This is a genomic window from Glaesserella parasuis (assembly GCF_002015085.1).
Taxonomy (GTDB): Bacteria; Pseudomonadota; Gammaproteobacteria; order Enterobacterales; family Pasteurellaceae; genus Glaesserella; species Glaesserella parasuis.
The window spans coordinates 1-26,776 of sequence record NZ_MUXW01000033.1 but is presented as its reverse complement, the minus strand read 5'-3'; the positions used below and the strand labels follow the sequence as shown (position 1 = coordinate 26,776).

24 protein-coding genes and 2 pseudogenes are annotated in these 26,776 nt (G+C 40.0%); 14 read left to right on the top strand and 12 right to left on the bottom strand.

Features of this window, described 5'->3' with window-relative positions:
- A pseudogene (locus tag B0183_RS12785) lies at positions 1-140 on the bottom strand (IS256 family transposase); the annotation flags it as partial.
- Between the two features lie 7 nt (positions 141-147).
- Here B0183_RS12785 and B0183_RS08210 point away from each other — a divergent pair.
- The 3 genes and pseudogenes from B0183_RS08210 to B0183_RS08200 form a co-directional block, all read left to right on the top strand.
- A pseudogene (locus B0183_RS08210) lies at positions 148-342 on the top strand (YeeE/YedE thiosulfate transporter family protein); the annotation flags it as partial.
- The gene (locus B0183_RS08205; RefSeq protein WP_078208639.1) at positions 330-1,682 is read left to right on the top strand and encodes a rhodanese-like domain-containing protein; all 1,353 of its coding nucleotides are present in this window, start codon (positions 330-332) and stop codon (positions 1,680-1,682) included. The pseudogene B0183_RS08210 and the gene B0183_RS08205, both read left to right, overlap by 13 nt.
- Before the next feature lie 166 nt (positions 1,683-1,848).
- Positions 1,849-3,387: a subtype B tannase gene (locus B0183_RS08200; protein WP_412459328.1), complete on the top strand. Its 1,539-nt coding sequence runs from the start codon at positions 1,849-1,851 to the stop codon at positions 3,385-3,387.
- Between the two features lie 79 nt (positions 3,388-3,466).
- Here the strand turns inward: B0183_RS08200 and map are convergent, their stop codons facing one another.
- The 8 genes from map to B0183_RS08160 form a co-directional block, all read right to left on the bottom strand.
- The gene (map, locus tag B0183_RS08195; RefSeq protein ID WP_062924183.1) at positions 3,467-4,273 is read right to left on the bottom strand and encodes a type I methionyl aminopeptidase; all 807 of its coding nucleotides are present in this window, start codon (positions 4,271-4,273) and stop codon (positions 3,467-3,469) included.
- Between the two features lie 101 nt (positions 4,274-4,374).
- Positions 4,375-6,207 (bottom strand): glutamine--fructose-6-phosphate transaminase (isomerizing), encoded by a 1,833-nt coding sequence (gene glmS, locus B0183_RS08190; RefSeq protein WP_035524589.1) that lies wholly within the window; start codon positions 6,205-6,207, stop codon positions 4,375-4,377.
- Positions 6,208-6,240: 33 nt separating this feature from the next.
- The gene (locus B0183_RS08185; protein WP_021113171.1) at positions 6,241-6,999 is read right to left on the bottom strand and encodes a DeoR/GlpR family DNA-binding transcription regulator; all 759 of its coding nucleotides are present in this window, start codon (positions 6,997-6,999) and stop codon (positions 6,241-6,243) included.
- A gap of 135 nt (positions 7,000-7,134) precedes the next feature.
- Complete coding sequence (locus tag B0183_RS08180) at positions 7,135-7,458, bottom strand: AzlD domain-containing protein (protein ID WP_021115345.1); 324 nt, start codon at positions 7,456-7,458, stop codon at positions 7,135-7,137.
- Positions 7,458-8,150, bottom strand: coding sequence for an AzlC family ABC transporter permease (locus B0183_RS08175; protein WP_021113151.1), 693 nt, complete (start codon positions 8,148-8,150; stop codon positions 7,458-7,460). Before B0183_RS08175 ends, B0183_RS08180 begins: the two co-directional genes overlap by 1 nt.
- Before the next feature lie 85 nt (positions 8,151-8,235).
- On the bottom strand, positions 8,236-8,322 hold the full coding sequence (gene lptM, locus B0183_RS08170; RefSeq protein WP_071610592.1) for an LPS translocon maturation chaperone LptM: 87 nt from the start codon (positions 8,320-8,322) through the stop codon (positions 8,236-8,238).
- A 331-nt stretch (positions 8,323-8,653) separates the two neighbouring features.
- The gene (locus B0183_RS08165) at positions 8,654-9,544 is read right to left on the bottom strand and encodes an ABC transporter six-transmembrane domain-containing protein (RefSeq protein WP_021114445.1); all 891 of its coding nucleotides are present in this window, start codon (positions 9,542-9,544) and stop codon (positions 8,654-8,656) included.
- Positions 9,544-9,996: a MarR family winged helix-turn-helix transcriptional regulator gene (locus B0183_RS08160; RefSeq protein WP_021116326.1), complete on the bottom strand. Its 453-nt coding sequence runs from the start codon at positions 9,994-9,996 to the stop codon at positions 9,544-9,546. The genes B0183_RS08165 and B0183_RS08160 overlap by 1 nt, the downstream gene beginning before the upstream one ends.
- 282 nt (positions 9,997-10,278) lie before the next feature.
- Between B0183_RS08160 and B0183_RS08155 the strand changes: the two genes are divergently transcribed.
- The 4 genes from B0183_RS08155 (at position 10,279) to B0183_RS08140 (ending at position 14,883) form a co-directional block, all read left to right on the top strand.
- Positions 10,279-12,192, top strand: a complete 1,914-nt coding sequence (locus B0183_RS08155; protein WP_035524594.1) for an HsdM family class I SAM-dependent methyltransferase — start codon at positions 10,279-10,281, stop codon at positions 12,190-12,192.
- Entirely contained in the window at positions 12,185-13,285 is a 1,101-nt protein-coding gene (locus B0183_RS08150) for a restriction endonuclease subunit S (RefSeq protein ID WP_078208637.1), read from the top strand. Before B0183_RS08155 ends, B0183_RS08150 begins: the two co-directional genes overlap by 8 nt.
- Positions 13,224-13,781, top strand: coding sequence for a restriction endonuclease subunit S (locus B0183_RS08145; protein WP_412459329.1), 558 nt, complete (start codon positions 13,224-13,226; stop codon positions 13,779-13,781). The genes B0183_RS08150 and B0183_RS08145 overlap by 62 nt, the downstream gene beginning before the upstream one ends.
- A 97-nt stretch (positions 13,782-13,878) precedes the next feature.
- On the top strand, positions 13,879-14,883 hold the full coding sequence (locus B0183_RS08140; RefSeq protein ID WP_078208636.1) for a virulence RhuM family protein: 1,005 nt from the start codon (positions 13,879-13,881) through the stop codon (positions 14,881-14,883).
- Between the two features lie 426 nt (positions 14,884-15,309).
- Here B0183_RS08140 and hemL read toward each other — a convergent pair whose 3' ends face one another.
- Complete coding sequence (gene hemL / locus B0183_RS08135; protein WP_035497250.1) at positions 15,310-16,593, bottom strand: glutamate-1-semialdehyde 2,1-aminomutase; 1,284 nt, start codon at positions 16,591-16,593, stop codon at positions 15,310-15,312.
- Between the two features lie 144 nt (positions 16,594-16,737).
- On the opposite strand from hemL, the gene wecA reads away from it, so the two are divergent.
- From wecA to B0183_RS08105, 6 genes are all read left to right on the top strand, one after another.
- Positions 16,738-17,802, top strand: a complete 1,065-nt coding sequence (wecA, locus tag B0183_RS08130) for a UDP-N-acetylglucosamine--undecaprenyl-phosphate N-acetylglucosaminephosphotransferase (RefSeq protein WP_078208635.1) — start codon at positions 16,738-16,740, stop codon at positions 17,800-17,802.
- A gap of 9 nt (positions 17,803-17,811) precedes the next feature.
- Positions 17,812-18,630 (top strand): hypothetical protein, encoded by an 819-nt coding sequence (locus B0183_RS08125; protein WP_078208634.1) that lies wholly within the window; start codon positions 17,812-17,814, stop codon positions 18,628-18,630.
- A gap of 32 nt (positions 18,631-18,662) precedes the next feature.
- Positions 18,663-19,751, top strand: a complete 1,089-nt coding sequence (wecB, locus tag B0183_RS08120; protein ID WP_062924189.1) for a non-hydrolyzing UDP-N-acetylglucosamine 2-epimerase — start codon at positions 18,663-18,665, stop codon at positions 19,749-19,751.
- Positions 19,751-20,995, top strand: a complete 1,245-nt coding sequence (wecC, locus tag B0183_RS08115; protein ID WP_078208633.1) for a UDP-N-acetyl-D-mannosamine dehydrogenase — start codon at positions 19,751-19,753, stop codon at positions 20,993-20,995. Before wecB ends, wecC begins: the two co-directional genes overlap by 1 nt.
- Positions 20,996-21,085: 90 nt before the next feature.
- Complete coding sequence (locus tag B0183_RS08110; protein WP_078208632.1) at positions 21,086-22,807, top strand: protein-disulfide reductase DsbD; 1,722 nt, start codon at positions 21,086-21,088, stop codon at positions 22,805-22,807.
- Positions 22,804-23,625 carry an SDR family NAD(P)-dependent oxidoreductase gene (locus tag B0183_RS08105; RefSeq protein WP_035497255.1) on the top strand — a complete coding sequence of 274 codons (822 nt, stop codon included), beginning with the start codon at positions 22,804-22,806 and terminating at the stop codon, positions 23,623-23,625. The genes B0183_RS08110 and B0183_RS08105 overlap by 4 nt, the downstream gene beginning before the upstream one ends.
- A 286-nt stretch (positions 23,626-23,911) precedes the next feature.
- Here the strand turns inward: B0183_RS08105 and mnmE are convergent, their stop codons facing one another.
- Positions 23,912-25,270 carry a tRNA uridine-5-carboxymethylaminomethyl(34) synthesis GTPase MnmE gene (gene mnmE / locus B0183_RS08100; protein ID WP_042906329.1) on the bottom strand — a complete coding sequence of 453 codons (1,359 nt, stop codon included), beginning with the start codon at positions 25,268-25,270 and terminating at the stop codon, positions 23,912-23,914.
- Positions 25,271-25,501: 231 nt separating this feature from the next.
- On the opposite strand from mnmE, the gene B0183_RS08095 reads away from it, so the two are divergent.
- The gene (locus B0183_RS08095) at positions 25,502-25,708 is read left to right on the top strand and encodes a hypothetical protein (RefSeq protein ID WP_021114458.1); all 207 of its coding nucleotides are present in this window, start codon (positions 25,502-25,504) and stop codon (positions 25,706-25,708) included.
- Between the two features lie 323 nt (positions 25,709-26,031).
- Here B0183_RS08095 and B0183_RS08090 read toward each other — a convergent pair whose 3' ends face one another.
- Positions 26,032-26,679 carry an ISAs1 family transposase gene (locus B0183_RS08090; RefSeq protein ID WP_078208631.1) on the bottom strand — a complete coding sequence of 216 codons (648 nt, stop codon included), beginning with the start codon at positions 26,677-26,679 and terminating at the stop codon, positions 26,032-26,034.
- Positions 26,680-26,776 lie beyond the last annotated feature (97 nt).

Sequence of the window (26,776 nt, the reverse complement as noted above, 5' to 3'; positions counted from 1 at the left end):
GTCAGATTTTCACGAGCTTGTACTTCCGTCGGGACTTGATAAACCTGCTTTTCAACGATTTCCTGATTACTTAACCCTTTGGCATATAAGGCAATAATCTGCTCATCCATTCCTGTGATGCGGGTTTGGTTTTTCTTGATAGAACCCAAGGCGATTATGCAACGAATGTTCGGCGGTATCCTGATGGGGATCGGTGCCAGCTTTGCAGGCGGTTGTACGATCACCAACTCACTGGTTTCGACCGCTTATTTTTCGTGGCAAGGTTGGCTTGCTACGCTGATGATTATGCTCGGCTGTTGGACTGCAACTTATTTTGTGAAGCCGACCCAATGTCGAATTTAAGGAACTGCAATGAAACGCACCGCACTTTTGCCATTTTTTCGCTCTTTCTAACCGCTTGTAACGATAACATCATCAAGAAAATCGACACGATGGAACTACTGGCGAACCTTGATAATCCTGACTATGTAATTATTGATAGCCGTAACGACAGCCTGTATAACGGCTTTAAAGATAAACATGCCAGCCGTGGCGGACATATCAAAGGCGCTATCCAATTTCGTTGTAACTGGTTTGAACGGATTGAAGCTGACAAGTTCGACAGTTTTGCGGAAGCTAAAGGGATCAGTAAGCAGAAAACCTTAGTGATTTACGATAGCAATCCTGATGAATTAGCTTGCATTTCGGCGGAGTTTAATGCAAGAGGCTACAAAGTTCTTACTTTTAGCGACTTTATTAGCTATGCCAATGCGGGTTATCCATTAGACAGTTTTCCCTATTTCCAATATAGCATTTCGCCTGAATGGTTGTACGCTTTAATGCAGGGGGAGCGACCTGAAACCTACCATAACAACCAATTTATGCTGTTTGAAGTGTCGTGGGGAAGTCTGGAAAAAGCCAAAGCCTACACGCAGCATATTGTCGGGGCTTACCATTTTGATACAGACTGGGTGGAAGGCGAAGCCCCTGTTTATAACCTTGCCGATCCGCAAAAAATTGAGCAAAACCTGTTACAGCACGGGATTACCAAAGATAAAACTATTGTGCTTTATTCCAATAACCAACTCGCCGCTTACCGCATTTTCTGGGCGTTGAAATGGGCTGGCGTGGAAGATGTGCGAGTGTTAAACGGCAATTTTGCTACTTGGACAAAAGCAGGTTTCCCAGCTGAAACGACCGTTAATACCCCAACTCCAGTCAGTGAGTTTGGTGCAGTTATTCCAGTTAATCCACAGATCAACATCTCAATGCCAGCAGATGCGATGGCTCGCCAGCAACAAGGTTTGAAATTAATCAGTAACCGAGCGTGGGACGAATACACAGGCAAAATCAGTGGTTACGATTACATTCTAGGTAAAGGCGAACCACAAGGAGCAATCTGGGGCTTCGCCGGTAGCGACTCGTCTAATATGGTGGATTATTACGACCTTGACGGCACACTGCGTAACCCAAATGAAATCTTCGCACTCTGGAAAGGTCAAAACATCAACCAAGGCGATCAACTTGCGTTCTACTGCGGCACAGGCTGGCGAGCAGGGATATCTTGGTTTATGACCCAATTAGCAGACTGGAAAGATACCTACGTTTATGATGGCGGTTGGAACGTGTGGCAGATGGACTCAACGTTCCCTGTACAGAAAGGCGCGCCGAATGAGATGGTGAAGCCGGATAGTAAAAACTAATATATAACCCTCGTAAGCGGTCAGTTTGTTGCAATAATTTGTCATAATCTGAGCGCTTATGTTTTCGTTCTATTGCTTCGCTATATAAGAAATTATATTAAAATAAAAGAACTTTTCTTCCTATATCACAGTCTTAACAATATATCTTTTATTTTTGGAGAGCATGATGAAACGCACTACACTTACAACACTATCCTTAATAGCTTCAATATCAACGACTTTTGCTGCCCCTACAACACAGCCCGATCCCTTAGCTAATTTACCTTATTTCAACCAAACTCAAGATGGCTATCAGCTTGAATTTGATGATAAAAACTACCGTAGCTTAGAAACGGTGGTTAATGGTGCAACGATTAAATTCCGAGCTTTTGAGAAGATTGTTTATGTCAAAAATCCACTAGAACCTGATTATCAAACCATCAATTTTTATGTGCCAGAAGCCTATTTTAACGGCGGTTCAATCAATGGATTTACGGCTAACACCGCACCGATTTTCTTACCTAATGCGGTTGGGGGTTATATGCCTGCCAAAGCAGCAACCTATGATAAAAAAGGTTTCGGCTCGAATGCAGATAAACCGAATGCAATCGTAACAGCACTCTCTAAAGGCTATGTGGTGGCAAGTGTTGGTGCTCGTGGTCGAACCCTTGAGAAAGACGGCAAATATACAGGAAAAGCCCCAGCAGCGATCATTGACTTAAAATCGGCGGTTCGTTACTTGCATTTTAACGATCAACGAATGGCAGGTGATGCGAATAAAATTATCTCAAATGGAACCAGTGCAGGCGGTGCTTTGTCGGCTCTACTAGGGGCAAGTGGCGATCATCGCGATTATGCGGAATACTTCAAACAAGTTGGGGCGGCAGAAGCTAGCGATGCGATTTTTGCTGTATCTGCTTACTGTCCAATTACCAATTTAGAAAACGCCGATACCGCTTATGAATGGGAATTTAATGGCTTAAATCAATTTAGTCGCATTGATATGAGCCGTTTATCCGCAACAGGTTACAATGATCGCTCTCAGTCAAAACCTCGCATTGAAGGTGAATTAACTGCAGATCAGATCAAAACTTCTCACGAACTAAAAGCCGCATTTCCAGCTTATATCAATAGCCTGAACTTAAAAGATGAAAAAGGTAATTCGCTTACCCTTGATAAAGAAGGAAACGGCTCTTTTAAAGAGTATGTCAAACAGGTGATAGTGAGAGCTGCTGATACAGCTCGTAAAAATGGCACGGATTTAAGTGATAAGTCGTGGCTCACTTTGAGTAAAGATGGTGTGGCTGATATGGATTGGAACGGCTATATTCATTCAGAAAAACGAATGAAATCACCGCCTGCCTTTGATGCCTTTGATTTAAGCTCAGGGGAAAATAATCTCTTTGGAACGGAAACCGTTAATAATCAACATTTTACCCCTTACGCCCTTGAACGTAGTACCGCAAAAGGCGGTATGGTTGATGCTCATATTATCAAAATGATGAACGCAATGAACTACGTTGAAAACCCTAAAGCCGCAGAACATTGGCGTATCCGTGTAGGTACTTCAGATCGTGATACTTCTCACGCAATCGGTGCAATTTTAGCCATTAAGCTCAATATGGCAGGTAAACAGGTCGATTATGCAACCCCTTGGGGAGTTCCGCACGCAGGGGATTATGATTTAGATGCACTGTTTAAGTGGGCGGATAGTATTGCAAAATAGCGTATTTTAAATAGACTAAAAGTTGCTAACCACTGTAAAAGCAAGAGCTAGCAACTTTTTCTCACACATATTGATGTTATTACGTATTTTTCATCAATCGTGAAATTCTCCCCTCAAAAATTTCCTCATCACGGATTGTCATAACCTCGCAGCCATCTTTTGTAACAACAATTTGGTGTTCATATTGTGCAGAATGACTACGATCTTTAGTTTTTACCGTCCACCCATCTCCCATCAGGCGTATTTCCTTTTTCCCAGCATTAATCATCGGCTCAATAGTAAACACCATACCTTCTTGTAATACCACTCCGCCATCATCTGAAAAATAATGTAGTACTTGGGGTTCACAATGAAATTGATCGCCAATACCATGTCCACAATATTCACGAACTACTGAAAATCCCTCTTTTTCTGCAAATTGCTGAATTGCTTTACCGATTTGATTTAAACGAATACCTGGTTTTACCGCACATAAGCCAATATAAAGACATTCTTGAGTAACCTCTAACAAGCGCTTATCTTTAATCGTTGGCTCTCCTACAGCATACATTTTTGAATTATCCCCATAATAGCCATCCTTCATCACAGTCACATCAATATTCAGAATATCTCCTTTCTTCAATTTCTTTTCTGGATTTGGTATGCCATGGCACACAACTTCATTCAATGAAATACATGTTGCTTTTGGATAGCCATGATAGCCTAAACATGCGGGAATTGCTTTCTGTACTTGTTCAATATATTCATGACAAATGCGATCTAATTCTCCAGTACTAATTCCTTCTTTAACATAGGGCTCAATCATCACTAAAACATCAGAAGCTAACTTACAGGCAATACGTAACTTTTCAATCTCTGCCTCTGAACGAATAGGTATATTCTTCATTTTTACATCTCTCTACAATTAAACAAAATAAATTATATCCTCTTTAGCCAAATAATTCACTCCATATAAGTAAGCATTACCTTAATGAATATCTATATTTGTTACTCAACCGTCACTGACTTCGCCAAGTTACGAGGCTGATCCACATCAGTTCCCTTAATCAAGGCAACGTGATAAGAAAGTAGTTGTAATGGAACAGCATAGAAAATTGGTGCTGTAACGTGATCTACTTTCGGGAAAGTTAATACCGTATAACCTTCTTGGCTGCTAAATCCAGCTTCTCTATCAGCAAAGACATACATTTGACCGCCACGGGCACGCACTTCTTCAATATTCGATTTTACTTTTTCGAGTAAATCATTTTCTGGTGCAACCACAATCACAGGCATATCCGCATCAATTAATGCTAATGGACCGTGTTTTAACTCACCTGCCGCATAGGCTTCTGCGTGAATATAAGAAATCTCTTTTAATTTCAGCGCTGATTCCATTGCGATAGGATAGAACTCACCACGTCCTAAGAAGAGTGTATGATGTTTCTCCGCAAAATCTTCTGATAATTTCTCAATCTCTTTATCAAACACTAATGCACTTTCAATTTGTGCAGGTAAGCGTTGTAAAGATTTCACAATTTCCGTTTCTTGTTCAGCAGATACATTACCTTTTAAGCGTCCTAATGCCGTGGTTAACAGTAATAAACAGGTTAGTTGAGTCGTAAATGCTTTGGTTGAAGCTACCCCCACTTCAACGCCAGCACGGGTCATAAAAGCAAAGTCAGATTCACGCACAAGGGAAGAGCTTGCCACATTACAAATCGTCATTGCCGCCATAAAGCCTGATTCTTTTGCTAAACGCAATGCCGCTAAAGTATCCGCTGTTTCACCCGATTGAGAAATAGTAACAAGTAAACTATTCGGACGAGTCACAAATTTGCGATAACGAAATTCAGAGGCGATTTCGACATCACAAGCCACACCTGCAATAGATTCAAACCAGTAACGAGCCACCATACCTGCATTGTAAGACGTACCACAAGCAACGATTTGAATGTGTTCAACTTTCTTTAAGATCTCTTCAGCATTGTTGCTGATCGCTTCAATATTTACTTTACCGTTCGCAATACGTCCTTCTAAGGTATTCATAATTGCTACTGGCTGTTCAAAAATCTCTTTTTGCATATAGTGGCGATATTGACCTTTATCAGCCGCATCAGATTCAAAGTTACCTTCGTGAACGTCGCGCTCTACTTTTTCACCTGCACGATTATAGATATCGACAGTACGACGAGTGATTTCTGCTACATCACCTTCTTCAAGGTAGATAAAACGGCGAGTTACGCTTAATAATGCAAGCGGGTCAGAAGCAAGGAAATTTTCCCCAACACCTAAACCGATCACTAACGGGCTACCTGAACGAGCAACCACTAAATGCTCAGGTTCATCTTGATTCATTACCACTGTTCCGTAAGCACCACGAAGCTGTTTGAGCGCTTTTCTTACCGCATCGAGTAAATTTGGCGTTGTACGGAATTCCCATTCCACTAAATGTGCAATTACTTCAGTATCCGTTTGTGATTGGAATACATAACCGCGTTGTTGTAATTCAGCACTCAGTTCTTCGTAGTTCTCGATAATACCGTTATGAACGACGGCAATTTTGCCTGAACGGTGTGGGTGAGCATTAACTTCTGATGGCTCACCGTGTGTTGCCCAACGGGTATGTGCAATCCCTGTGCCGCCTAAAAGTGGGTTTGATTCAAGTGCTTCATCTAAGAATTTCACTTTACCCACTCGACGAACGATTTGTAAATTATGATCGTTCCCTAAAACTGCCACACCTGCTGAGTCATAACCACGGTACTCTAAACGGTGTAAACCATCAACTAAGATTTCTGCGACATCACGTTGTGCTACTGCACCTACAATTCCACACATAAATTTGCTTTCCTATTTTGTTACTTATGTTGTTTATTTTGCAACAATCACCTCAACCCCTAACGCCTCAATTTGTTGTTTAACGTTTGGATCAAGCTGATCATCAGTAATTAATTTATCAATTTGTTGCCATTCCAATTCAAGATTTGGCATTTTTCGTCCGATTTTTTGAGATTCAATCAGCACAATCACTTCCCTTGACACTTCAGCCATTACTTGGCTTAAGCCAATGAGTTCATTAAAAGTGGTTGTGCCACGGGTTAAATCCAGTCCATCAGCACCAATAAAAAGCTGATCAAAGTCGTAGGAACGCAATACGTTTGCGGCAACTTTCCCCTGAAACGACTCCGAACGAGCGTCCCAAGTTCCTCCTGTCATCAGGACTGTCGGTTCGCATTCTAAAGCGATTAATTCATTTGCAAGCGCAAGCGAATTTGTCATTACAACTAAGCCCGAATGATGTAACGCTTTGACTAAAGCCCCTGTTGTGCTACCGCTATCAATAATAATGCGATTATGTTCTCGAATCTGATTGGCTGCACTATGGGCAATGGCTAACTTTTGTTTCGAAAGTTGCTCTTGCGATTCTTCATTTATCTCTGTCGGCAATTTTATTGCACCGCCATAACGACGCAATAAAAAACCGCTTTCTTCAAGAGCGGTTAGATCCTTGCGAATAGTTACTTCAGAGGTTTCAAATAAGTGTGCCAAATATTCCACACTTACTTCGCCTTGTTCTTGAACAAGGCCTACAATAATCTGACGGCGTTGTTGTGTATTTCGTTTTGACACTTAAATTTTCCAAATATCTTTCGACTCAAAATATGATTATTATATAGAGGAATAATTAGCAAGAGAAGTAAAACTTGTAGCATCATTCTGGATGGGAGAACACTGTAACATCTATAATTAACAAATATCTTGCATCTATAAAATGTAAAGGAATAGATTGAAACCTAAAATACCAATACCCACGCTAAATAGAACGTTTCTTAACCATGCATAGCTCGCTACTACTCCTACTAATGCTATTATTTGAGCGATAAATAAGGTATAACCTTCATTACTTTTCGGCAAACTTAAGCTGGTGAGTACCAGCAATACCATAATCACAAGCGGTAACATTTTGTTTAATTTCTGCAAAATTGGCGAAGATAGTACAGTTTTTGGTAAGAATAACGGCAAAAAGCGACAAAGTTGAGTACCTAATGCCAATGCAATCAACATATAAATAATATTTTGTGTTTCCATTAGGCTTGCCCTTTTTTCTCAGTGAATGATTGGGGTAAGAAAGCGACAATGATAATGGCGATGATGATTGCCACAAGCAAAACGCTTGTTTGTGTGATTTGCCCTGCAAGTAAAAATCCAATCAATGCAATAAAAATCGGCTTCCACTGCTTTTGGCTACTGTATTGTTCATAAGCTAAAATAGCGAATAAGCAAGGCAGTGCAAAATCTAAATTGGGAATATATTGGGAAACAGAATCACCCAGTAAAATGCCAACAATAGTTGCAAATGTCCAATAACTCATTCCTAAGATACTGATTTTGAACATCATCGCCTGACGAGTTTCTTGTGGTAAGGTGGTTAATACGCCAAAGTTTTCATCTGTCAGATAGCTTAATGCAAAAAAGCGGTTGAGTTTTTCTTTGGGTAATGATGAATGCATATTAAGTGTATAAAAAATAAAACGTAAGCTCATCAATAAAGTGCTGAGAAAAACGGAAACTACTCCCGCTCCAGAAACAAAAAAGGGAATTGCTGCATACTGTGCTGTGCCTGAAAAAACGGTAAAACACATCACAACCGTAAACCACGCTGGCATTCCAGCATTGGTTGCTAACATTCCATAGGCAATACCTGCGGCAAGGTATCCCATAAATATCGGTAAAGTGAGTTTGAATGCACTTTCCCAACTATTTTCCGTGTTAAATGACATAGAGCTCCAGCGTAAATTTATGCAATGAGTGCATTTTCAAAAAAATACAAACACTCTCTTATAACATAAACCTTTATACCAAATATTAAGCCAGAATATAAAGAGGACCTTTTACTCCACAAGATGTTAACCCGATTATTATCAGGAAGAGCATAAATATCAGTTTTTTCATTATTTATGTATGTATTGTTAATTACGTTGGGTAAATGTTACGTTAGAATAGTATAAAATGCAAAATCTTTTAAGAGAGATGTTGCCGATTGGGTATTCAGCACAACAACAGAATAAACCTTACCATGACCCTATCCCATTTGAACCAACTTATTTCTGGGTATGGAATTTCGTTCATTAGTGTTGAACGGTTTTATTCGTTATTATTGAATAGTTTTGTTCGTTTGCATTACACGATTTGTACTGTTCTGGAAGGTGTTTGGGAAATAACAGTAACTTATTGAGGAGAAACATAGATTAAATATAGGGGCAAATCATATTTGCCCCTTTTATCAAACCTCCACCCTTTTCCCAATATCCTTTAACTTCGACAACTCTTCCACCAATCTTGGTGCGTCATCTAGGCTGATGGCGAACGTCCACAGATAAGTAATTACCGCATAAATATGCCCTGCGGTAACGCCTTGTTTGAGGGTTAAAACCGTGAGTGTTACGCCAAACAGCAGGCACATTGCCACGCCGATACACAAAAAACTGAACGCTTCTCGGTTGGAAATCAGGATACGGAAACGTTCCACCAAGCGATAATGTTTAATCAGTTCGCTGTTTTTGGCACGTTCCACACAGTCCACTTCTTTTTCAAGGCGGTTGTTGAGCTTGAAATATAAGCGGTCATTGACTTTCACATAATGGGGCAGCAACAAGCCAAAGCCTACCACAATCAACAACGCCACCACGCCCGACCAAAATTCAATTAACAGCAACATCACCACTGCCCCGATAATTGAAAACGCAGAGGTAATCAGGGTCGGTAAATGGTGTTCAAAAAAATTCACGAACTCACGGGACAACGCCACACGCGCTGTGGTGGTTGATGTGTCAATGCCTTTAATCCGCTGGTTCAAAATCACTGGCACAGCAAGTTCCGTATAAATGCGAGTGAAGGCACGGGTATCCACCGCACGGCGAGCCGCCCCAACGCCCCAAATAATCAGCACAATCAAGGCGTAAGCGAGCGCAGAAATCAGCTGCCCATTTAGCACCGCATTCACCGCAAAACTGCCCACCAAAGGATAAATCAACAACAGCAGATTTTCCGCCGCCACCAAGCCGAATGTGACAAACAAGCGTTTTTTATGTTGCAAAGCAAGGGTTTTGAGCGAACGGAGCATTGTCGGCTCAAGGGTAGATGCAACGGTTGTTTCAAGGTTTTCTAAAGACATCACGCTACCTTATCGGTTATCTCTGTTTTATCAATTTGCTCACGGCAAACGACACAAAATTCTGCCATTAAGGCAAATAACTGCTCGGTTTTTCGTTTACCAAATTTAGCAAAAACTTTATCACTGAGTTGATGTGTTGCCGCCCAAATGGGTTCCGCCTTCGCCTTGCCGTCTGCGGTTAAACGCATCATTTTCTCCCGTTTATCCACCGCACTTTCGCTAAACTCAATCCAGCCTTTTTCCTTATATTCCTTGCAAACATTAAACACCGTCTGTTTTGGCAAGCACCATTCATCGCAAATCTGCTTTTGCGTACACTGCCCATTTTCCGCTGCCGCCAAAGAATACAACACCGCATAATGGTTATAGCCTAAGCCTAACTTGCTAATCCAAGCATCCATCGTGGCATCCATTTCATTCATTTGCTGACCTAATTTATCGAAGTTGCTCATTATTAAAGTCCTAAAACTTACTAAAATAAATGCTATTTTAGATGTGAGAAAGAGAAAATACAAGAGATATTAGTATTAAAATTTACTTTGTTGGTTTTTCTGTTTTCATTGATAAAAATGTTTTTGTCGCCTAAATTTAAAGGGGCTTTAATTGTATAATATCAATGGCGGATTTTAGGGAACAGGATTGGGGTGAATGTACCGTTGTATGCATGCTCAACAATTTAGTTGAAGATTATTGTAGAATATCAAACAAATAAGAATTTCTATTGGATAATAAAAATGGCTAAAAAAGAAATTAAAACCGATTTATGGGTATATGAATTACTTAAAGAAGCGGGTATTTCATTAGATCCACAAGGTAGTTCTATCAAAGAGTTAAATGACGCACTTAAAACAGCGTCCAAATCAGGCAAAGGCAATGTTGGCTTTCCTGAATATTGTGGTGTTGTGAAAGATTTTGTCATAGTAATAGAGGATAAAGCTGATACTGCTAACCATATCAAGCACAATGATAAAGCTCTAATTTGTCAAAACGCTACAAGTGTGAGAGATTTCGCTGTAAATGGGGCATTACATTATGGCATTCACCTAGCAAAAAATACGAGTTATAAGAAGATTATTGCTATTGGTGTATCAGGCAATGAAAAACGTCATAAGATTTCTCCGCTCTTCATTAACGAACGTGGAGAGTATAAGAGCTTAGAAGATGTTGAAACCTTTACCTTATTCAATGAAAAGAATATTGGAGAGTATTACACTACAAATATCTTAAAAGAACAGACAGATGAAGAAAAGACCACTGCTGAAATTTTAAAAGATGCCAAAGAATTGCATGAAGATCTACGTAATTACGGCAGTATTCAAGATAAAGACAAACCACTGATTGTATCGGGTATTTTGCTTGCCTTGCGTGAAATTGAGTATAAAAATTTTGATATTGATAACTTAAATGGTGATGAAATTAAAACTGATGGTCAGAAAATTTATGAAGCAATTCAAGCAAATTTAGACCGTGCTCAAGTTAAGCCACAGGTCAAAAAAGATAAACTACTTAGTCAGTTTTTAGTTATTCGTGATACCAAAGCCATTAATGAAATTAATTCTACATTAGGAAAAACCCCACTAAAGCATTACACTCAATTTATTTACGATCATATTTATAAGAACATCAAATATATTCACTCTGCTGAAGACTACTTAGGGCGTTTTTATGGCGAATTTATGTCCTATTCCGGTGGAGATGGGCAAACTTTAGGTATTGTTTTAACTCCTCGTCACATCGTTGAATTGTTTTGTGAACTGATAGATTTAAAACCAACAGATTCTGTATTTGATCCTTGTTGCGGTACAGCTGGCTTTTTGATTGCCGCTATGCACCATATGCTACAAAAAACAGATAAAGAAACAGAGAAAAGAAAAATTCGTAAAGAACAATTACATGGTATCGAATTGCAACCTTATATGTTTACCATCGCTACAACAAATATGATTTTACGGGGTGATGGTAAAAGCAACTTGGAGCAGGAAGATTTTCTTAAGCAAAATCCAGCACAATTACAACTCAAAGGCTGTAATGTTGGTATGATGAATCCACCGTATTCACAAGGATCAAAAGCTAACCCAAATTTATTCGAAATTTCATTTACTGAGCATCTACTTGATTCTTTGACCGCAGACGGCAAAGCTATTGTGATTGTTCCTCAATCATCAATGACTGGGAAGAGTAAAGAAGAGCAGGCAATTAAAGAAAATATCTTGAAAAAGCATACTCTTGAAGGTGTGATTACATTGAATAAAAATACATTTTATGGTGTCGGCACAAACCCTTGTATTGCAGTATTTTCAACTGGTATTCCGCATGAGAAAGACAAAATCGTCAAATTTATCAACTTTGAAAATGATGGTTTTGAAGTGCAGAAACATATTGGCTTAGTAGAAACAATCAGTGCAAAAGACAAAAAACAACATTTGCTTGATGTTTGGTTTGGACGTATTGAAGCAGAAAGTAAATTTTGTGTAGAAACGACTATTGAAGCCGATGATGAATGGCTACATTCGTTTTACTACTTTAATGACGAAATCCCAACTGAAGCGGATTTTGAAAAAGTCATTGCCGATTACTTGACCTTTGAAGTCAATATGATAACGCATGGTAGAGGATATTTGTTTGGATTGGGGAAAGATGATGAGTGAGTTGAAACTGACGGATAGAACGTGGGGAAAATTTTCGATTGGTGATTTGTTTCAAATAGAAAATTGTAAATGTTCCAAAGTAAGTGCATTAAAAGAAGGAAATGTACCATATATAGGGGCTACTAATAGAAATAATGGTGTTTTATCTTTTGTGGAAAATAAATCCTCTTTTATTACAAAAGGTAATTGTATTGTTTTTATTTGTGATGGCGAAGGTTCAATAGGTTATTCTATATATAAAAAGGAAGATTTTATTGGAACAACAACGATAAAAGTAGGAAGAAATGAATATTTAAATAAATATATAGGGCAGTTTATTGTTACTTGTTCAAATATGATGAGAGGAAAATATAATTTTGGTTATAAGAGGAATGAAGCCAATCTTAAAAGAGAAATTATAATGCTACCTGAAAATACTGACGGAGACCCCGACTGGCAATTTATGGAAGACTTTATCAAGCAAAAAGAAGAAAAACAGATTGCCGAGTTGAAAAATTACTATGCGGATAAAGCCTTAGAGTTGATGATCTCAACAGGTAATTTGAGAAACACAGAATGGAGAGAGTTTTCCTTTTCTCAAGTCTTTGCCGAAATTCAACGAGGTAAGCGTTTAATTAAAAGTAATCAACAAGACGGAACAACACCTTATGTTTCATCTACAGCCACTAATAATGGTGTAGATAATTTTATCGACAACTCAACAAATGTTCGTATATTTGAAAATTGCCTGACTTTAGCAAATAGTGGCAGTGTGGGTTCTACCTTTTTTCATTATTATACTTTTGTCGCAAGTGACCACGTTACAGCATTAAGACTGGAAAAGCCAAATAAATACATTTACTTGTTCTTGTCGGGAATTATTAAACGCTTAGAAGAAAAATATTCGTTCAATCGAGAAATTAACGATAAACGAATTCAGCGTGAAAAAATCTTATTGCCTGTTAATGAAGAAGGATTGCCTGATTGGCAATTTATGGAAAACTTTATGAAACAAATTGAGCAAGATAAAATTACTGCCGTACTTAATTATTATAAAAAACCTTTTAATAACAATAACTTGCGGGGGGGGGGTAGAAACATATCTACTACCTAAAAATACGTGGTCAACCTTTGCTATACAGGATATTTGTGATATTTATTCAGGAGTGCGTTTAACGAAACAAGAGATGATAAATGGTAATTTGCCATTTATTGGTGCTAGTGATTCAAATAATGGTATTACTGCTTTTATTGCTAATACAAATGCCAGTTTGGATCGGAATATTTTAGGAGTAAATTATAACGGAAGTGTGGTAGAAAATTTTTATCACCCTTACGAATGCCTATTTTCAGACGATGTAAAACGTTTAAAAATTAAATCAGAAAGAGTAGGGAAATATGCTTATTTATTTTTAAAAACGGTTATTTTGAAACAAAAATCCAAATATCAGTATGGCTACAAATTCAATGCAGAGCGGATGAAAAAACAGAAAATTCTGTTACCAGTTAATACAGATAATCAACCAGATTGGGAAAATATCGAACGTTATATGCAACAACTTGAATTGGAAAAAATCGTATGTTATTTAAAGAGTAAACATTATTCCTAATAAATATATGAAAAGGTCGTCTGAAATACATTTTCAGACGACTTATTTTTTGTATACTTACGAATAGACTAAACAAGATTTCAGTTAAGGAGTTTGTATGACCAAATCGGAAATGGTTTCTTCGGTGGCGGAATATCTCACCTTTATGACCGCTACAGGCGAGAGCCAAGTCAATGCCATTTATGCAGACGAAAATGTCTGGTTGAGCCAAAAAATGATGGGGCAGCTTTATGATGTTGAAGTGCCTACGATTAACTATCATCTAAAAAAAGTATTTGATGATAATGAGTTAGACGAAAATTCAGTTATTAGAAATTTTCGAATAACTGCCGATGACGGTAAAAATTACCAGACCAAACACTATAATCTTTCGGCGATTATTGCCGTGGGCTATAAAGTCAATTCTGAGCGAGCGGTGCAATTTCGCAAGTGGGCGACAGAAATTATCCAAACCTACACCATCAAAGGCTTTGCGATGGACGATGAGCGGTTGAAAAATGATGGCACTCGTTTAGGCAAAAAGTATTTTGAAGAACAACTTGCCCGTATCCGAGAAATTCGCCTGTCGGAACGCAAGTTTTACCAAAAAATCACCGATATTTATGCAACTTCCATTGATTACGACCGCACCGCCACAGCAACCAAACGCTTTTTTGCTACGGTGCAAAACAAGTTACATTGGGCAATTCACGGTCATACCTCCGCAGAATTAATTGTGGAACGAGCAAACGCCAGCAAGCCGAATATGGGCTTGACCACTTGGAAAGACGCACCGCAGGGCAAAATTTATCCTTTTGATGTGGTGGTGGCGAAAAATTATTTATCTGACAATGAGTTAGCCCAACTACAACGGCTAGTGTCCGCTTATTTGGATATGGCAGAAGATATGGCGTTACGCCAAATCCCGATGACAATGCAAGATTGGGAAACCAGACTCAACCGCTTTTTAGACGCTACTGACCGAGCCGTGTTACAAGACGCTGGCAAAGTTACCGCCGAAATCGCCAAAGCCCACGCCTTGAGCGAGTTTGAAAAATATCGTGTTATTCAAGATCAACATTTTGAAAGCGATTTTGACCGCTTGTTGAAAGGGGAAGGGTAAAAGAGTGGTAGGTTTTGGGGAGATTTGGTATTTTTGCTGGCATATTATTCGGAGGTATCACTTATTGGCTTGTTGGGTTATTTTCATCTAGCTTAGCTATAGCTGCTGGAATTGCAATAGGTGTGATATTTTGGATTGTGACACCATCTGTAAACAAAATGCAATAACTAAGTTAATATGTAATGCTTCCAATATGGGGGCATTACATCTCAGACCGCTGACAAACTATATATTAAACAGATTGAATATTGTAGGGTGGGTTTTAACCCACCAATAAAATCAATATGTTACGGTTATATGGTGGGTCAAGACCTACCCTACAAGCTGATTATCTATTTATTTGCAAAATCTTCATGAGAGAATACCGCTTATTTAATTACCAAGTGGTATAAAACAAATAGATATTTCTAAATACCACTTATAATATTACTTCATCTCAGCCAACGCCAAATCCGCCATTTCAAGTGTATAAGCAATATCTTCATAGCTATGTGCTAAAGACATAAAACCTGCTTCAAAGGCTGATGGTGCAAGATAGACACCTTTTTCTAACATTTTATGGAAGAAGGTATTAAACGCCTTTACATCACATTTCATCACATCTTGATAGCTTTCGATTTTGGCTTGTTCGGTAAAGAATAGACCAAACATACCGCCAACATACTGAACTGTCATTGGAATACCGTGTTTATCCGCTAAGGCTTTGAAACCTTCCGCAAGGGTTTTGGTTTTCTCTGCAAGCAGTCGCTCATTACCTGCTTTTGATAGCTCCGTTAAGCAAGCCAAACCAGCGGACATTGCAATTGGGTTGCCCGAAAGCGTACCTGCTTGATAAACCAGACCGGTTGGGGCAATAAATTCCATAATCTCTTTTTTACCGCCAAATGCTCCCACTGGCATACCGCCACCGATGATTTTACCAAGCGTGGTTAAATCTGGGGTTACGCCGTAGTAACTTTGAGCACCACCAAGTGCAACACGGAAGCCTGTCATCACTTCGTCAATAATAAATACCGCACCATATTGAGTACAGAGTTCACGCAAGCCTTGCAAGAAGCCTTCTTTTGGCGGAATGCAGTTCATATTACCAGCCACAGGCTCAATGATTAAACAGGCAATGTCGTTTGGATATTGTTCAAAGGCTTGTTTAACCGATGCTAAATTATTGTATTCGCAAGTGAGTGTATGTTTTGCAAAATCTTCAGGTACCCCTGGAGAGCTTGGCTGACCTAAGGTTAATGCCCCTGAACCTGCTTTAACTAATAGTGAATCTGAGTGACCGTGGTAACAGCCTTCAAATTTAATAATTTTGTCACGTTTCGTATAGCCACGAGCAAGGCGGATAGCAGACATTGTCGCTTCTGTGCCAGAGCTGACCATACGCACCATTTCGATTGACGGTACGAGTTTGCAAACTAATTCAGCTAACTCAATTTCAATGGCTGTCGGCGCACCAAAACTTAATCCGTTGGGTACGGCTTTGAGCACTGCCTCAATAATGGCTGGGTGATTATGTCCAAGTACCATTGGACCCCAAGAGCCAACGTAGTCAATGTAACGCTTGCCTTCGCTATCCGTAATATAAGCACCTTTGGCACTGTCAATAAACACGGGTGTTCCACCGACACCTTTAAAAGCTCGCACAGGCGAGTTCACCCCACCTGGGATAACACGTTGTGCTTTTTCAAAAAGAGATTGAGATGTTGTCATAAGAATCCTTAACGTGAATGACGTAAAATGGAGTTATTTTACTGTAAATTACGCTTTCTGCGTGAAAAAAATTGAGTGTTTCAGCGGTTATGCTATGCTAGCCAGCATTTTAGTTTTCCCTTATTGAAAGGATAAACCGAGTATATGTGGCTGACATTTATTGCTGTATTTTTGGTTTCTTTTATCTCACTTATTGCAATGCGTCCTGTGGCGGAAAAAATTGGTTTAGTCGATAAGCCCAACTTCCGTAAACGCCATCAAGGTGTCATTCCCTTAATTGGCGGTATTTCCCTTTATCTTGGCAATCTCGCTTTCTATTTATTGGAATGGGAACAGATGCGATTGCCAGAGCTGTATTTGATCGCATTAACTATTTTGTTAGTGATTGGCGTATTAGATGACCGTTTTGACTTAAGTCCTTTCTTGCGAGTGGGCATTCAAGCCGTACTTGCTGAAGCAATGATTTACAGCGGTTTATCCATTGAAAACCTAGGACAGCTCATCGCCCCTTTTAGCCTAGAAATTGGGGTATTAGGTGTCGTGCTGACCGTCTTTATCATCATCGGTGTTATTAATGCGTTCAATATGATTGATGGTATTGATGGTTTGCTTGCGGGGCTTTCTTCGGTAAGTTTTGCTGGATTAGGCACATTAATGTTACTTGACGAGCAATATACGCTAGCCTATTGGTGCTTTGGTATTATCTTGGTGTTACTGCCTTACGCAATGTTTAATCTCAGCGTTTTTGGGGCAAAATGGAAAGTCTTTATGGGCGATTCCGGCAGTACCCTAATTGGTTTTACCATCATCTGGATTTTACTACTCAGCACACAAGGACAAGGACACTCCATCAGCCCAATTACAGGTTTATGGCTGATTGCCGTGCCACTAATTGATATGGTCGCTGTTTTCTTCCGCCGTTTGAAAAAAGGTAAAAGTCCATTTAGACCAGACCGCTTGCATATTCACCATTTGATGATGCGTGCAGGTTTAACCTCACGCCAAGCGTTAGCGGTAATTACCTTTGGTGCAGGGCTTTGTGCGACCTTCGGCGTAATTGGCGAAGTTTATTACTGGAACCAATGGGTAATGTTTGTTGCCTTTGTTTCCCTTTTCTTTCTATATTCTTATTCTATTGTCCACGCGTGGCGAATTACTCGATTTGTTCGTCGCCACAAACGCCGTGCAAGAAGAAAACAGACTGTTTAGAGGCTAAAAATGAGCGAGCAAGTTCAAACACAACGTTTTAGTGTAGGACTATTTTTTACATCTTTATTTTTATTATTAATACTTTCTGCTATTGGCGGTGTAGCGGGTTGGTTTGGTGCAACAACGCAAACAGCTTATTGGAAAGCTGAGGTACAATTTGAAGTCCCTAAGGTAACAGATTTAGGAAATTATTATTCACTGCATAATACTTATAATTTGTTAAAAAACGATTTAGCCACGAATGATCTTGCCATTATTAATTCTGCATACAAAGAGTTTACAAGAAATGTCAAATCCCCAGATATTTTGCAGCATTTTTTAGTGCAAAATGAGATTGTAAAACAGTTAGCGGCAAAGCAGAATAAACCTGTTTCATTAGAGGCTCAACAACTTGCTTCATCTTTTCATTTCAATGAAGCTACAAATACGCTAAGTACAACATTAATAAATCCTAATGAAGCTGTAACATTACTTACAGACTTTATTGCTTTTAGCACATTACAAACTCGAGCTGATTTAAATACTGAATTAATCACAAAATGGAAAGTTTTATTCCAACAAGTGAAACAACTTGCTGAAACTAGCACAGGAACGGCACAACAAGAATGGACAACAAAATTAAATTTAATGCGTTCAGTACAACCTTTAGATAATCAACTAACTGCATATCGTTTAGTTAAATCTCCGACAGTGCCAACCAAACCCGAAGCCCCTAAAGATCAGCTGTTATGGGCAGCCATTGGTGGCGGCATTGGGTTACTGCTAGGTTTTTTGTTGTGTTGTTTATTAATCGTAAGAAAAACTAGCCTGTGGCATATCGTATTTTAGCGGTCTTTGGTACTCGACCAGAGGCAATAAAAATGGCTCCTCTTGTTAAAAGGTTACAACAAGAAGGGGCTTTTACTATTCAAGTTTGTGTCACTGGGCAACACCGTCAACTGCTCTATCCTGTGTTGTCTTTATTTGATATTCAACCTGACTTTGATTTAAATATCATGAAATCAGGACAAGATCTTGCAAATATAACAAGCCGTATTTTGCTAGGAGTAAGTGAGGTGTTGGCTCAATCTCAGCCAGATCTTATTTTAGTTCACGGCGATACAACTACTACATTTGCTGCCAGCTTGGCATGCTATTACCAGCGTGTACCGATTGCCCATATCGAGGCAGGACTACGTACAGGAAATCGTTTTTCCCCTTACCCTGAAGAAGCTAATCGTCATTTAACCAGCGTGTTAGCCAACTATCATTTTGCCCCAACAGATAAGGCTAAAGCTAATTTATTGGCAGAACATCATGCAGAAGATCGTATTTGGGTGACAGGAAATACGGTTATTGACGCTTTAATGATGATGTCGCAAAAAATTACACAAAACCGACCGCTCACCCAACAGCTACAGCAGCAGTTTCCCTTTTTAGATTCACATAAAAAGCTGATCTTAGTCACAGGACATCGCCGAGAGAACTTCGGTGATGGCTTTGAACGGATTTGTCATGCATTACGAATATTGGCAGAACAGCATACTGACATACAGATTGTCTATCCTGTTCACCTTAATCCTAACGTAATTGAGCCTACCCAACGTTTGTTAGCAAATATTGATAATCTCTTTTTACTTGAGCCTCAACCTTATTTGCCTTTTATCTATTTAATGCAACAAGCCTATCTAATTTTAACTGATTCTGGCGGCATTCAAGAAGAAGCACCTGCATTACATAAGCCAGTACTGTTAATGCGAGAAATCACCGAACGTCCTGAAGCTGTGTTAGCTGGCACAGTAAAGTTAGTTGGAACTAATGCTGAGCATATTGTTCAAAGTGTCAAGGCATTATTAAATGATCCACAACAATACCAACAAATGAGCCATGCTCAAAATCCGTATGGTGATGGCAATGCGAGTGAACGTATTGTCGCGGTGATAAAACAACTTGCACAAGGAACAATGTAATGGCTGTATTTGAACAAATAGTGGTTGTAGGGTTGGGCTATATCGGTTTACCTACAGCAGCGGCTTTTACACTTGCAGGGCTACAAGTGATTGGCATTGATTGCAACCCTCGTGTGATCGAACAAATCAATCAAGGTCGAAGTCATCTACATGAACCTGAACTAGCTCAAGCTGTATTACAAGCGGTAAGTTCAGGGCATTTTTATGCAAGCACGGAACCAACCTTTGCCGATGCATTTATTATTGCAGTTCCCACCCCTCTACAGGCGAACCGTCAACCAGATGTAACCGCAATACAATCAGCAGTGAAAAGTATCGCACCCTACTTAAGACAAGGGAATTTAGTAGTATTAGAATCTACCTCTCCCGTAGGAACAACTGAACAACTTGCTCAATGGATTGAAAAAGAACGCCCTGATTTATCTATTCCCACAGATGTGGCGGTCGCTTATTGTCCTGAGCGAGTATTGCCTAGCAATATTTGGCATGAGCTCTATCATAACGACCGTGTGATTGGCGGATTGACCCCGAACTGCACACAACAAGCGGTAGCGTTGTATCAGCTTTTTGCAAAAGGAGAATGTATTACTACTGACTCTCGGCTGGCTGAGATGTGTAAACTCACTGAAAACAGTTTTCGAGATGTGAATATTGCTTTTGCCAATGAGCTATCAATGATTTGTGATCAACTCAATGTCAATGTTTGGGAGTTGATCCGCATAGCGAACCGCCACCCTCGCGTAAGTATTTTACAACCTGGAGCTGGGGTTGGAGGGCATTGTATTGCTATCGATCCATGGTTTATTGTTGCTCAATCAGAACATGCACGCTTGATTCGTACTGCACGAGAAGTCAATGATAGTAAAGCGTTTTGGGTTATTGATAAAATAAAAAGTTGCCTAGCCGAATGTGCCGTTGCAACAAATCGTAAAATTTCTGATCTGACATTAGCTTGTTTAGGGATTACCTTTAAAGCTAACGTATCCGATCTGCGAGAGAGCCCAGCCCTAGCAATTACAGAATACTTTGCCGATTGGCATCAGGGTAAATTATGGCTGGTTGAACCACATATAGCTCAATTGCCAGCTTCCCTTGCAGAAAAAGTAGAATGGGTGGATTTTGCTCAAGGTATCACAGCGGATGTTGTCGTGTTCTTAGTAGATCATCTGGCATTTCAGCAACATGCTAAAAGACATCTATCTCCTACATGGTTGGTGGATACAAGGGGAGCGTGGACAGATTAATTTGGTTTATTACTCAGATTAAGTGAAAGAGCTTGTATATATAAAGCAATCATCTACAATTCACTTTATCTTGAAGGGAGAAAATTATCTATGTTTAAAATTATTTTTACACTCTTTTCCTTGAGTACATTTTATTTGCCTGCTACTGCAAGCCTATTTAGCTCACAACCTAAATTTCTACCCGGCGATCAGGCATTTGCGTTTTCATCTCAACAGCAAGCGGATCAACTGCAACTCTCTTGGCAGATTGCCGATGGCTACTATCTTTATAAAAAAGAGATCGCCATTTCGTCAAACAATGCCAAACTGGGCGAGCCACAATTTCCAACGGCAGAGCGTTACCAAGATGAGTTTTTTGGGGAAGTAGAAATTTATCGCAATCAGCTAACAATCCCCGTTGCCCTTGAAGCGAATGCGACTGGGCAAGTGGTGGTGCGTTATCAAGGTTGCACCAAAGGTTTTTGCTATCCCCCTGAAGAAGTAACCCTTGATTTACAAGCGGCGACTTCCGCTGATAATGTTGCAAAAAATACCGCAGATGTTACCGCTATTTCTGTCGCTCAACCTAAAGCCGAACAGAACCAACTTGCCGAAACCTTAGCCGAAAACCGCCTTGCTATTTTTTGGTTCTTTGTGCTAGGGCTGGGGCTTGCCTTTACGCCTTGTGTGTTACCGATGTTGCCACTACTGTCTGCGATTGTGATCGGCAGTAAACAGCGTCCGAATAGCCTACGCGCGTTTTTGCTCAGTTTAAGCTATGTGCAAGGAATGGCAGTCACTTACACGCTCTTAGGGCTACTGGTTGCGGCGATTGGCTTGCCTTTTCAAGTCGCTTTGCAAAGTCCGCCTGTACTGATTGGGCTTTCGTTGCTCTTTATTTTGCTCGCAATGTCGATGTTTGGTCTCTTTACCCTACAACTTCCACACCGTTGGCAACAAAAATTAAATCAACTAAGCCAACAGCAACAGGGCGGATCGTTTTTTAGCGTATTTGTAATGGGAATGATCGCAGGGCTAGTTGCTTCCCCTTGCACATCAGCACCCCTATCTGGTGCATTGCTCTATGTGGCACAAAGCGGTGACTTACTGACAGGCGGTTTAGCTCTCTACCTATTAGCCTTAGGAATGGGCATTCCACTGATGTTAGTGACCCTTTTCGGCAACCGCATTTTGCCAAAATCGGGGGATTGGTTGCTGAAAGTAAAAACGCTGTTTGGCTTCGTAATGTTGGCTCTGCCTGTCTTTTTGCTCTCTCGTGTGCTACCTACTTTTATTGAGCCACTACTGTGGTCGGCTCTGGCGATAGTCTTTTTACTCTGGTTAAATGAGCAGTGCAATGGTTTGCAGGGCTGGAAAAAAGTGTTTCGTTTGCTTGTATTGGCAACGTTGGTCGTTGCGAGCAAACCTTGGCTAGATCTTGCGTGGCAACCTACGCCAGTAAACCAAACTCAAAGCAACCATTTTAAACGCATTCACTTCCTTGCAGAATTAGAGCAACAACTGACCGCTAACAAAGGTAAAAAAGTGATGCTCGACCTGTATGCCGACTGGTGCGTGGCTTGTAAAGAGTTTGAACAATATACTTTCGTTGATCCAAAGGTGCAGGCGAAATTGGCAGAAATGGCAGTGTTGCAGATCGATATGACAAAAAACTCTGGTGAAAATGATGAATTGATGAAGCATTTTCAAGTACTGGGCTTGCCGACTATCCTTTTCTTTGATGAGCAAGGCAGGGAATTGAGCCAATCTCGTGTGACAGGTTTTATGCAGGCAGGTGACTTTGTTCAATGGTTAAACGGATTAACACAATGAAAACCATCTTAATTACAGGCTGTTCGTCGGGCATAGGTTATGCAACAGCCCATTATCTCAAACAACAAGGCTGGCGAGTAATTGCCAGTTGTCGCAAAGCCGAAGATGTACAACGTCTGCAATTTGAAGGCTTTGAATGTGTTGAACTTGATGTGACTAACTCAGCCCAAATTGCCCAAGTCTTTGATTATATTCAACAAAGCGGTGGTTTAGATGCAGTTTTTTGCAATGCAGGTTATGGACAGCCAGGGACAGTGGAAGACATTCCCCGTGAAGCCTTGCGTGAAATTTTTGAAACCAACGTATTTGGGGCGTGGGAAGTGATGAACTACGCTTTAAAGCTATTTCGCCAACAAAATCACGGACGGATTTTAATCAATAGTAGCATTTTAGGCTTTGCCGCAATGCACTTTCGTGGGGCTTACAACAGCACTAAATTTGCTTTAGAAGGTATGGCAGACACCCTTCGCCACGAATTGCACGGCTCGAATATCTATGTCAGCCTGATCGAACCAGGCCCTATTCAAAGCAAATTCCGCCCTAATTCTATGGTGAAATTACAGCAATATATTGATATAGAAAATTCATTCCACAAAGAAGCCTATCAGCAACAGTTGGCACGCCTAAACACCAAAGGAAATGCCAACCCCTTTACGCTACCAGCCATTGAATGTGCTAAAGTTTGTTTAGACGCACTCAATTCCAAACAGCCCAAAGCACGCTATCAAGTGACCTTCCCAACCAAACTATTTTGGTGGCTAAGACGCATTCTGCCTACAAAAGCCTTTGATTTTTGTTGTAGGAAGGGTGGGGGATGATAGTAGAAACTTACTATGATTGATGCTTTTTATGTTAGCTTTCTCATCACAATTGTAACCATATGAAAATGACACTTTTGGATTGATGTATTAAATAAATCCTTTAATAGCCCTCTACATCCACCATTTGTAATGGATTGAATTCTATGGCTTTTTTCACGAAGTATGTTCAATGCGAGTTTGTAAAGGACAGTTTTTTGTTCATATTTCAAAAAGTGGGCTTAAAGCCTTGTACTATAAGGCTTTAAGCCATTTTTACCAACACTTTTGTCTACTATGCCGATAATTATTTCCCAATACAAAAGGAACTGAAAATATTACCGAGTAAATCGTCTGAGGTAAATTGTCCTGTGATTTCGCTTAAGGCATTTTGTACCATTCGAAGTTCTTCTGCCAATAATTCACCTGCATAGAACTGGGTTAATTGAATGTGTCCACGTTCTAAATGTTCTGCCGCTGTTTCAAGTGCAACTAAATGGCGGCGACGAGCAATAAAGCCACCTTCGGTAGAGCTTTGATAACCCATTGATTTTTTTAGATGTTCTCGCAATAAATCCACACCGACTTTAGTTTGTGCTGACAGGCGAATCACAGTGAAATTATCTGCTTGAACCAAACTTTCTGCTTCTCCTGTTAAATCCACTTTATTACGAATAACAGTCACGGGAATGTTTTTCGGCAACTTCGCTAAAAATGTCGCCCATTCTTGTTGGAAACTATCCGCTTGAGATTCATTGCTATCAATCATTAATAAAACGTGGTCAGCCTGTTCAATCTCGTCCCACGCACGTTTAATCCCGATCTTTTCTACTTCATCACTGGCTTCACGCAACCCTGCGGTATCAATAATATGCAACGGCATTCCATCAATATGAATATGTTCACGCAACACATCACGGGTTGTCCCAGCAATATCGGTAACAATTGCCGCTTCACGACCAGCTAACGCATTGAGTAAGCTAGATTTGCCCGCATTAGGTTTACCTGCAATTACAACTTTCATACCTTCTCGCAAAATTGTACCTTGCTTAGCCTCCTGACGAACATTAGCAAGTTGAGCGATGATCTCATTCAGTTTTGCTTCAATTTTACCATCAGCTAAAAAATCGATCTCTTCATCAGGGAAATCAATCGCCGCTTCTACATAGGTTCTCAAATAGATAACAGAATCAACCAATTCATTGATTTTATTGGAAAATTCACCTTGTAATGATTTTAGAGCGGAACGAGCCGCTTGTTCAGAGGTTGCATCAATTAAATCTGCAATGGCTTCTGCCTGTGCAAGATCGAGTTTATTGTTTAAAAAGGCTTGTTCAGAAAATTCACCTGCTCGAGCAATACGAACCCCTTTTACTTTTAAAATGCGGTTGAGTAAGAGGTCTAAAATCACTTGTCCGCCGTGTCCTTGTAGCTCAAGGACATCTTCCCCAGTAAACGAATGAGGGGCTTTGAAAAAGAGGGCAATACCCTGATCTAACACGGTCCCATCTTCATCTTTAAAAGGAAGATAATCAGCAATACGAGGCTTAGGGCATTTACCTAAGACCGCTTGTGCAACCTCTGTGGCGATAGGCCCAGATACTCGCAAAATTCCAATTCCACCACGTCCAATTGGAGTGGCTTGTGCAGCAATGGTTTCTTTCATTCTAAATAAGTTGAGTATAATGAGAATAGTGTATTGTACCCCATAAAAGCGGTGAGATTGAGATAAAATTTTACTAGAGTTGAGATTAGACGAAAGGAGAAAGCCATTTTTAGTGTAGATATCTACTCATGTAAATTCTTGTGATCTAGTTCACATTTATAACTTATTGATATTGAGAGGATTATCTATAATTTATTATGGTATAGCTTCTTTCATTTATCAGGAGGTTATATGTTAAATCTAACTCGTCGTTCTCTTCTATTAGGGTTAGGTGGAGCTGCAGCTCTAGCTATCACACCATCTATTGCGAATTCAGCAGGGTTTAAAGTACGTTCTGCTGTGTTTGAAATTCGCCCTCCTAAACGTCACTTAAAACACTATTTTGCCTTTGATACAGGAATTTATCATGGTTTAAAAATGCATAATATGAATAGATGAAAAAGGGGTTTATCATTGTTATTACACCTTGTTTGTTGTGGATCCCTCTTCACGTTCTACACCTCGAGAAAAGCGTCATTCTGCTCAATATAGCACTAAAGATCGTCAAGTAGGGCTAGCTTATGCACGTTCTAATGATGGTATCCTGTGGGAAAAACCTAAGTTGGGCATCGTGGATTTTGAAGGGAGTAAAGAGAACAATATTATTATGCGAGATGTGGCAGGAACAGGTATTTTATATGAACCAACGGAAGTTGATCCAAATAAACGTTTTAAATTAATTACTCGTACAGGGCAACCGCATATGTTGTCCATTTTTCAACCTACACGCCGAGCAACAGCTCATCTCGAAATTCATCTGACCAACCAGCAGCGGTCAATTTCCCTTTCATACTCTGCTTTTTCGGGTGTAATCGAGCCAAGTTCAACGCTAATCGACGCAAAATTGCCAGATTTTCCGCACCCCATTCATCGGTCACAGCACATTCGTCTTCTTTATAGGCCACATCTAGCACCCAATGGGCTTTGTTTTCCACTTCCCAATGCCCTCGCACGCACTTCGCCAACATTTGAATATCAGCATCCAAACTACTGATATAAAAGACTTTTTCTTGCGATTCTTTGCCATTATCTGACCGCTTGCGACACACCTCCAACACCGATTTTATCCCCTTCCATTCCTCAGCTTTACTCAGCCAATCACTCACTTTCAGCTTACGGTAGTAACGCTCATCAATTCGACGACGTTCCGCATTTACCTCCTCAAAAGTCTCAAGCATTTCGGGGCAATCTCGGCTGATTTTGTGAAAATACGCCTCCACTTCCGACTGAAATTGACGGTGATTTTTCTTCAACGGCATCACATAATCTCCTTTCTTTTCGATGATTTTCTCCGCAATTTTCTTCTGTGTATTCATCGCATCCACCGTTATAACGGCATTTTTTAAGCAAAAACTGTCGATAATTTCCATCACCGCCTGCTGCTCATTTTGCTTACCCGAGGATTTTTTTCTGCGACAAAATCAAACCACGAGACTGGCTCCACACCGTCACACTGTGCAAAGCACT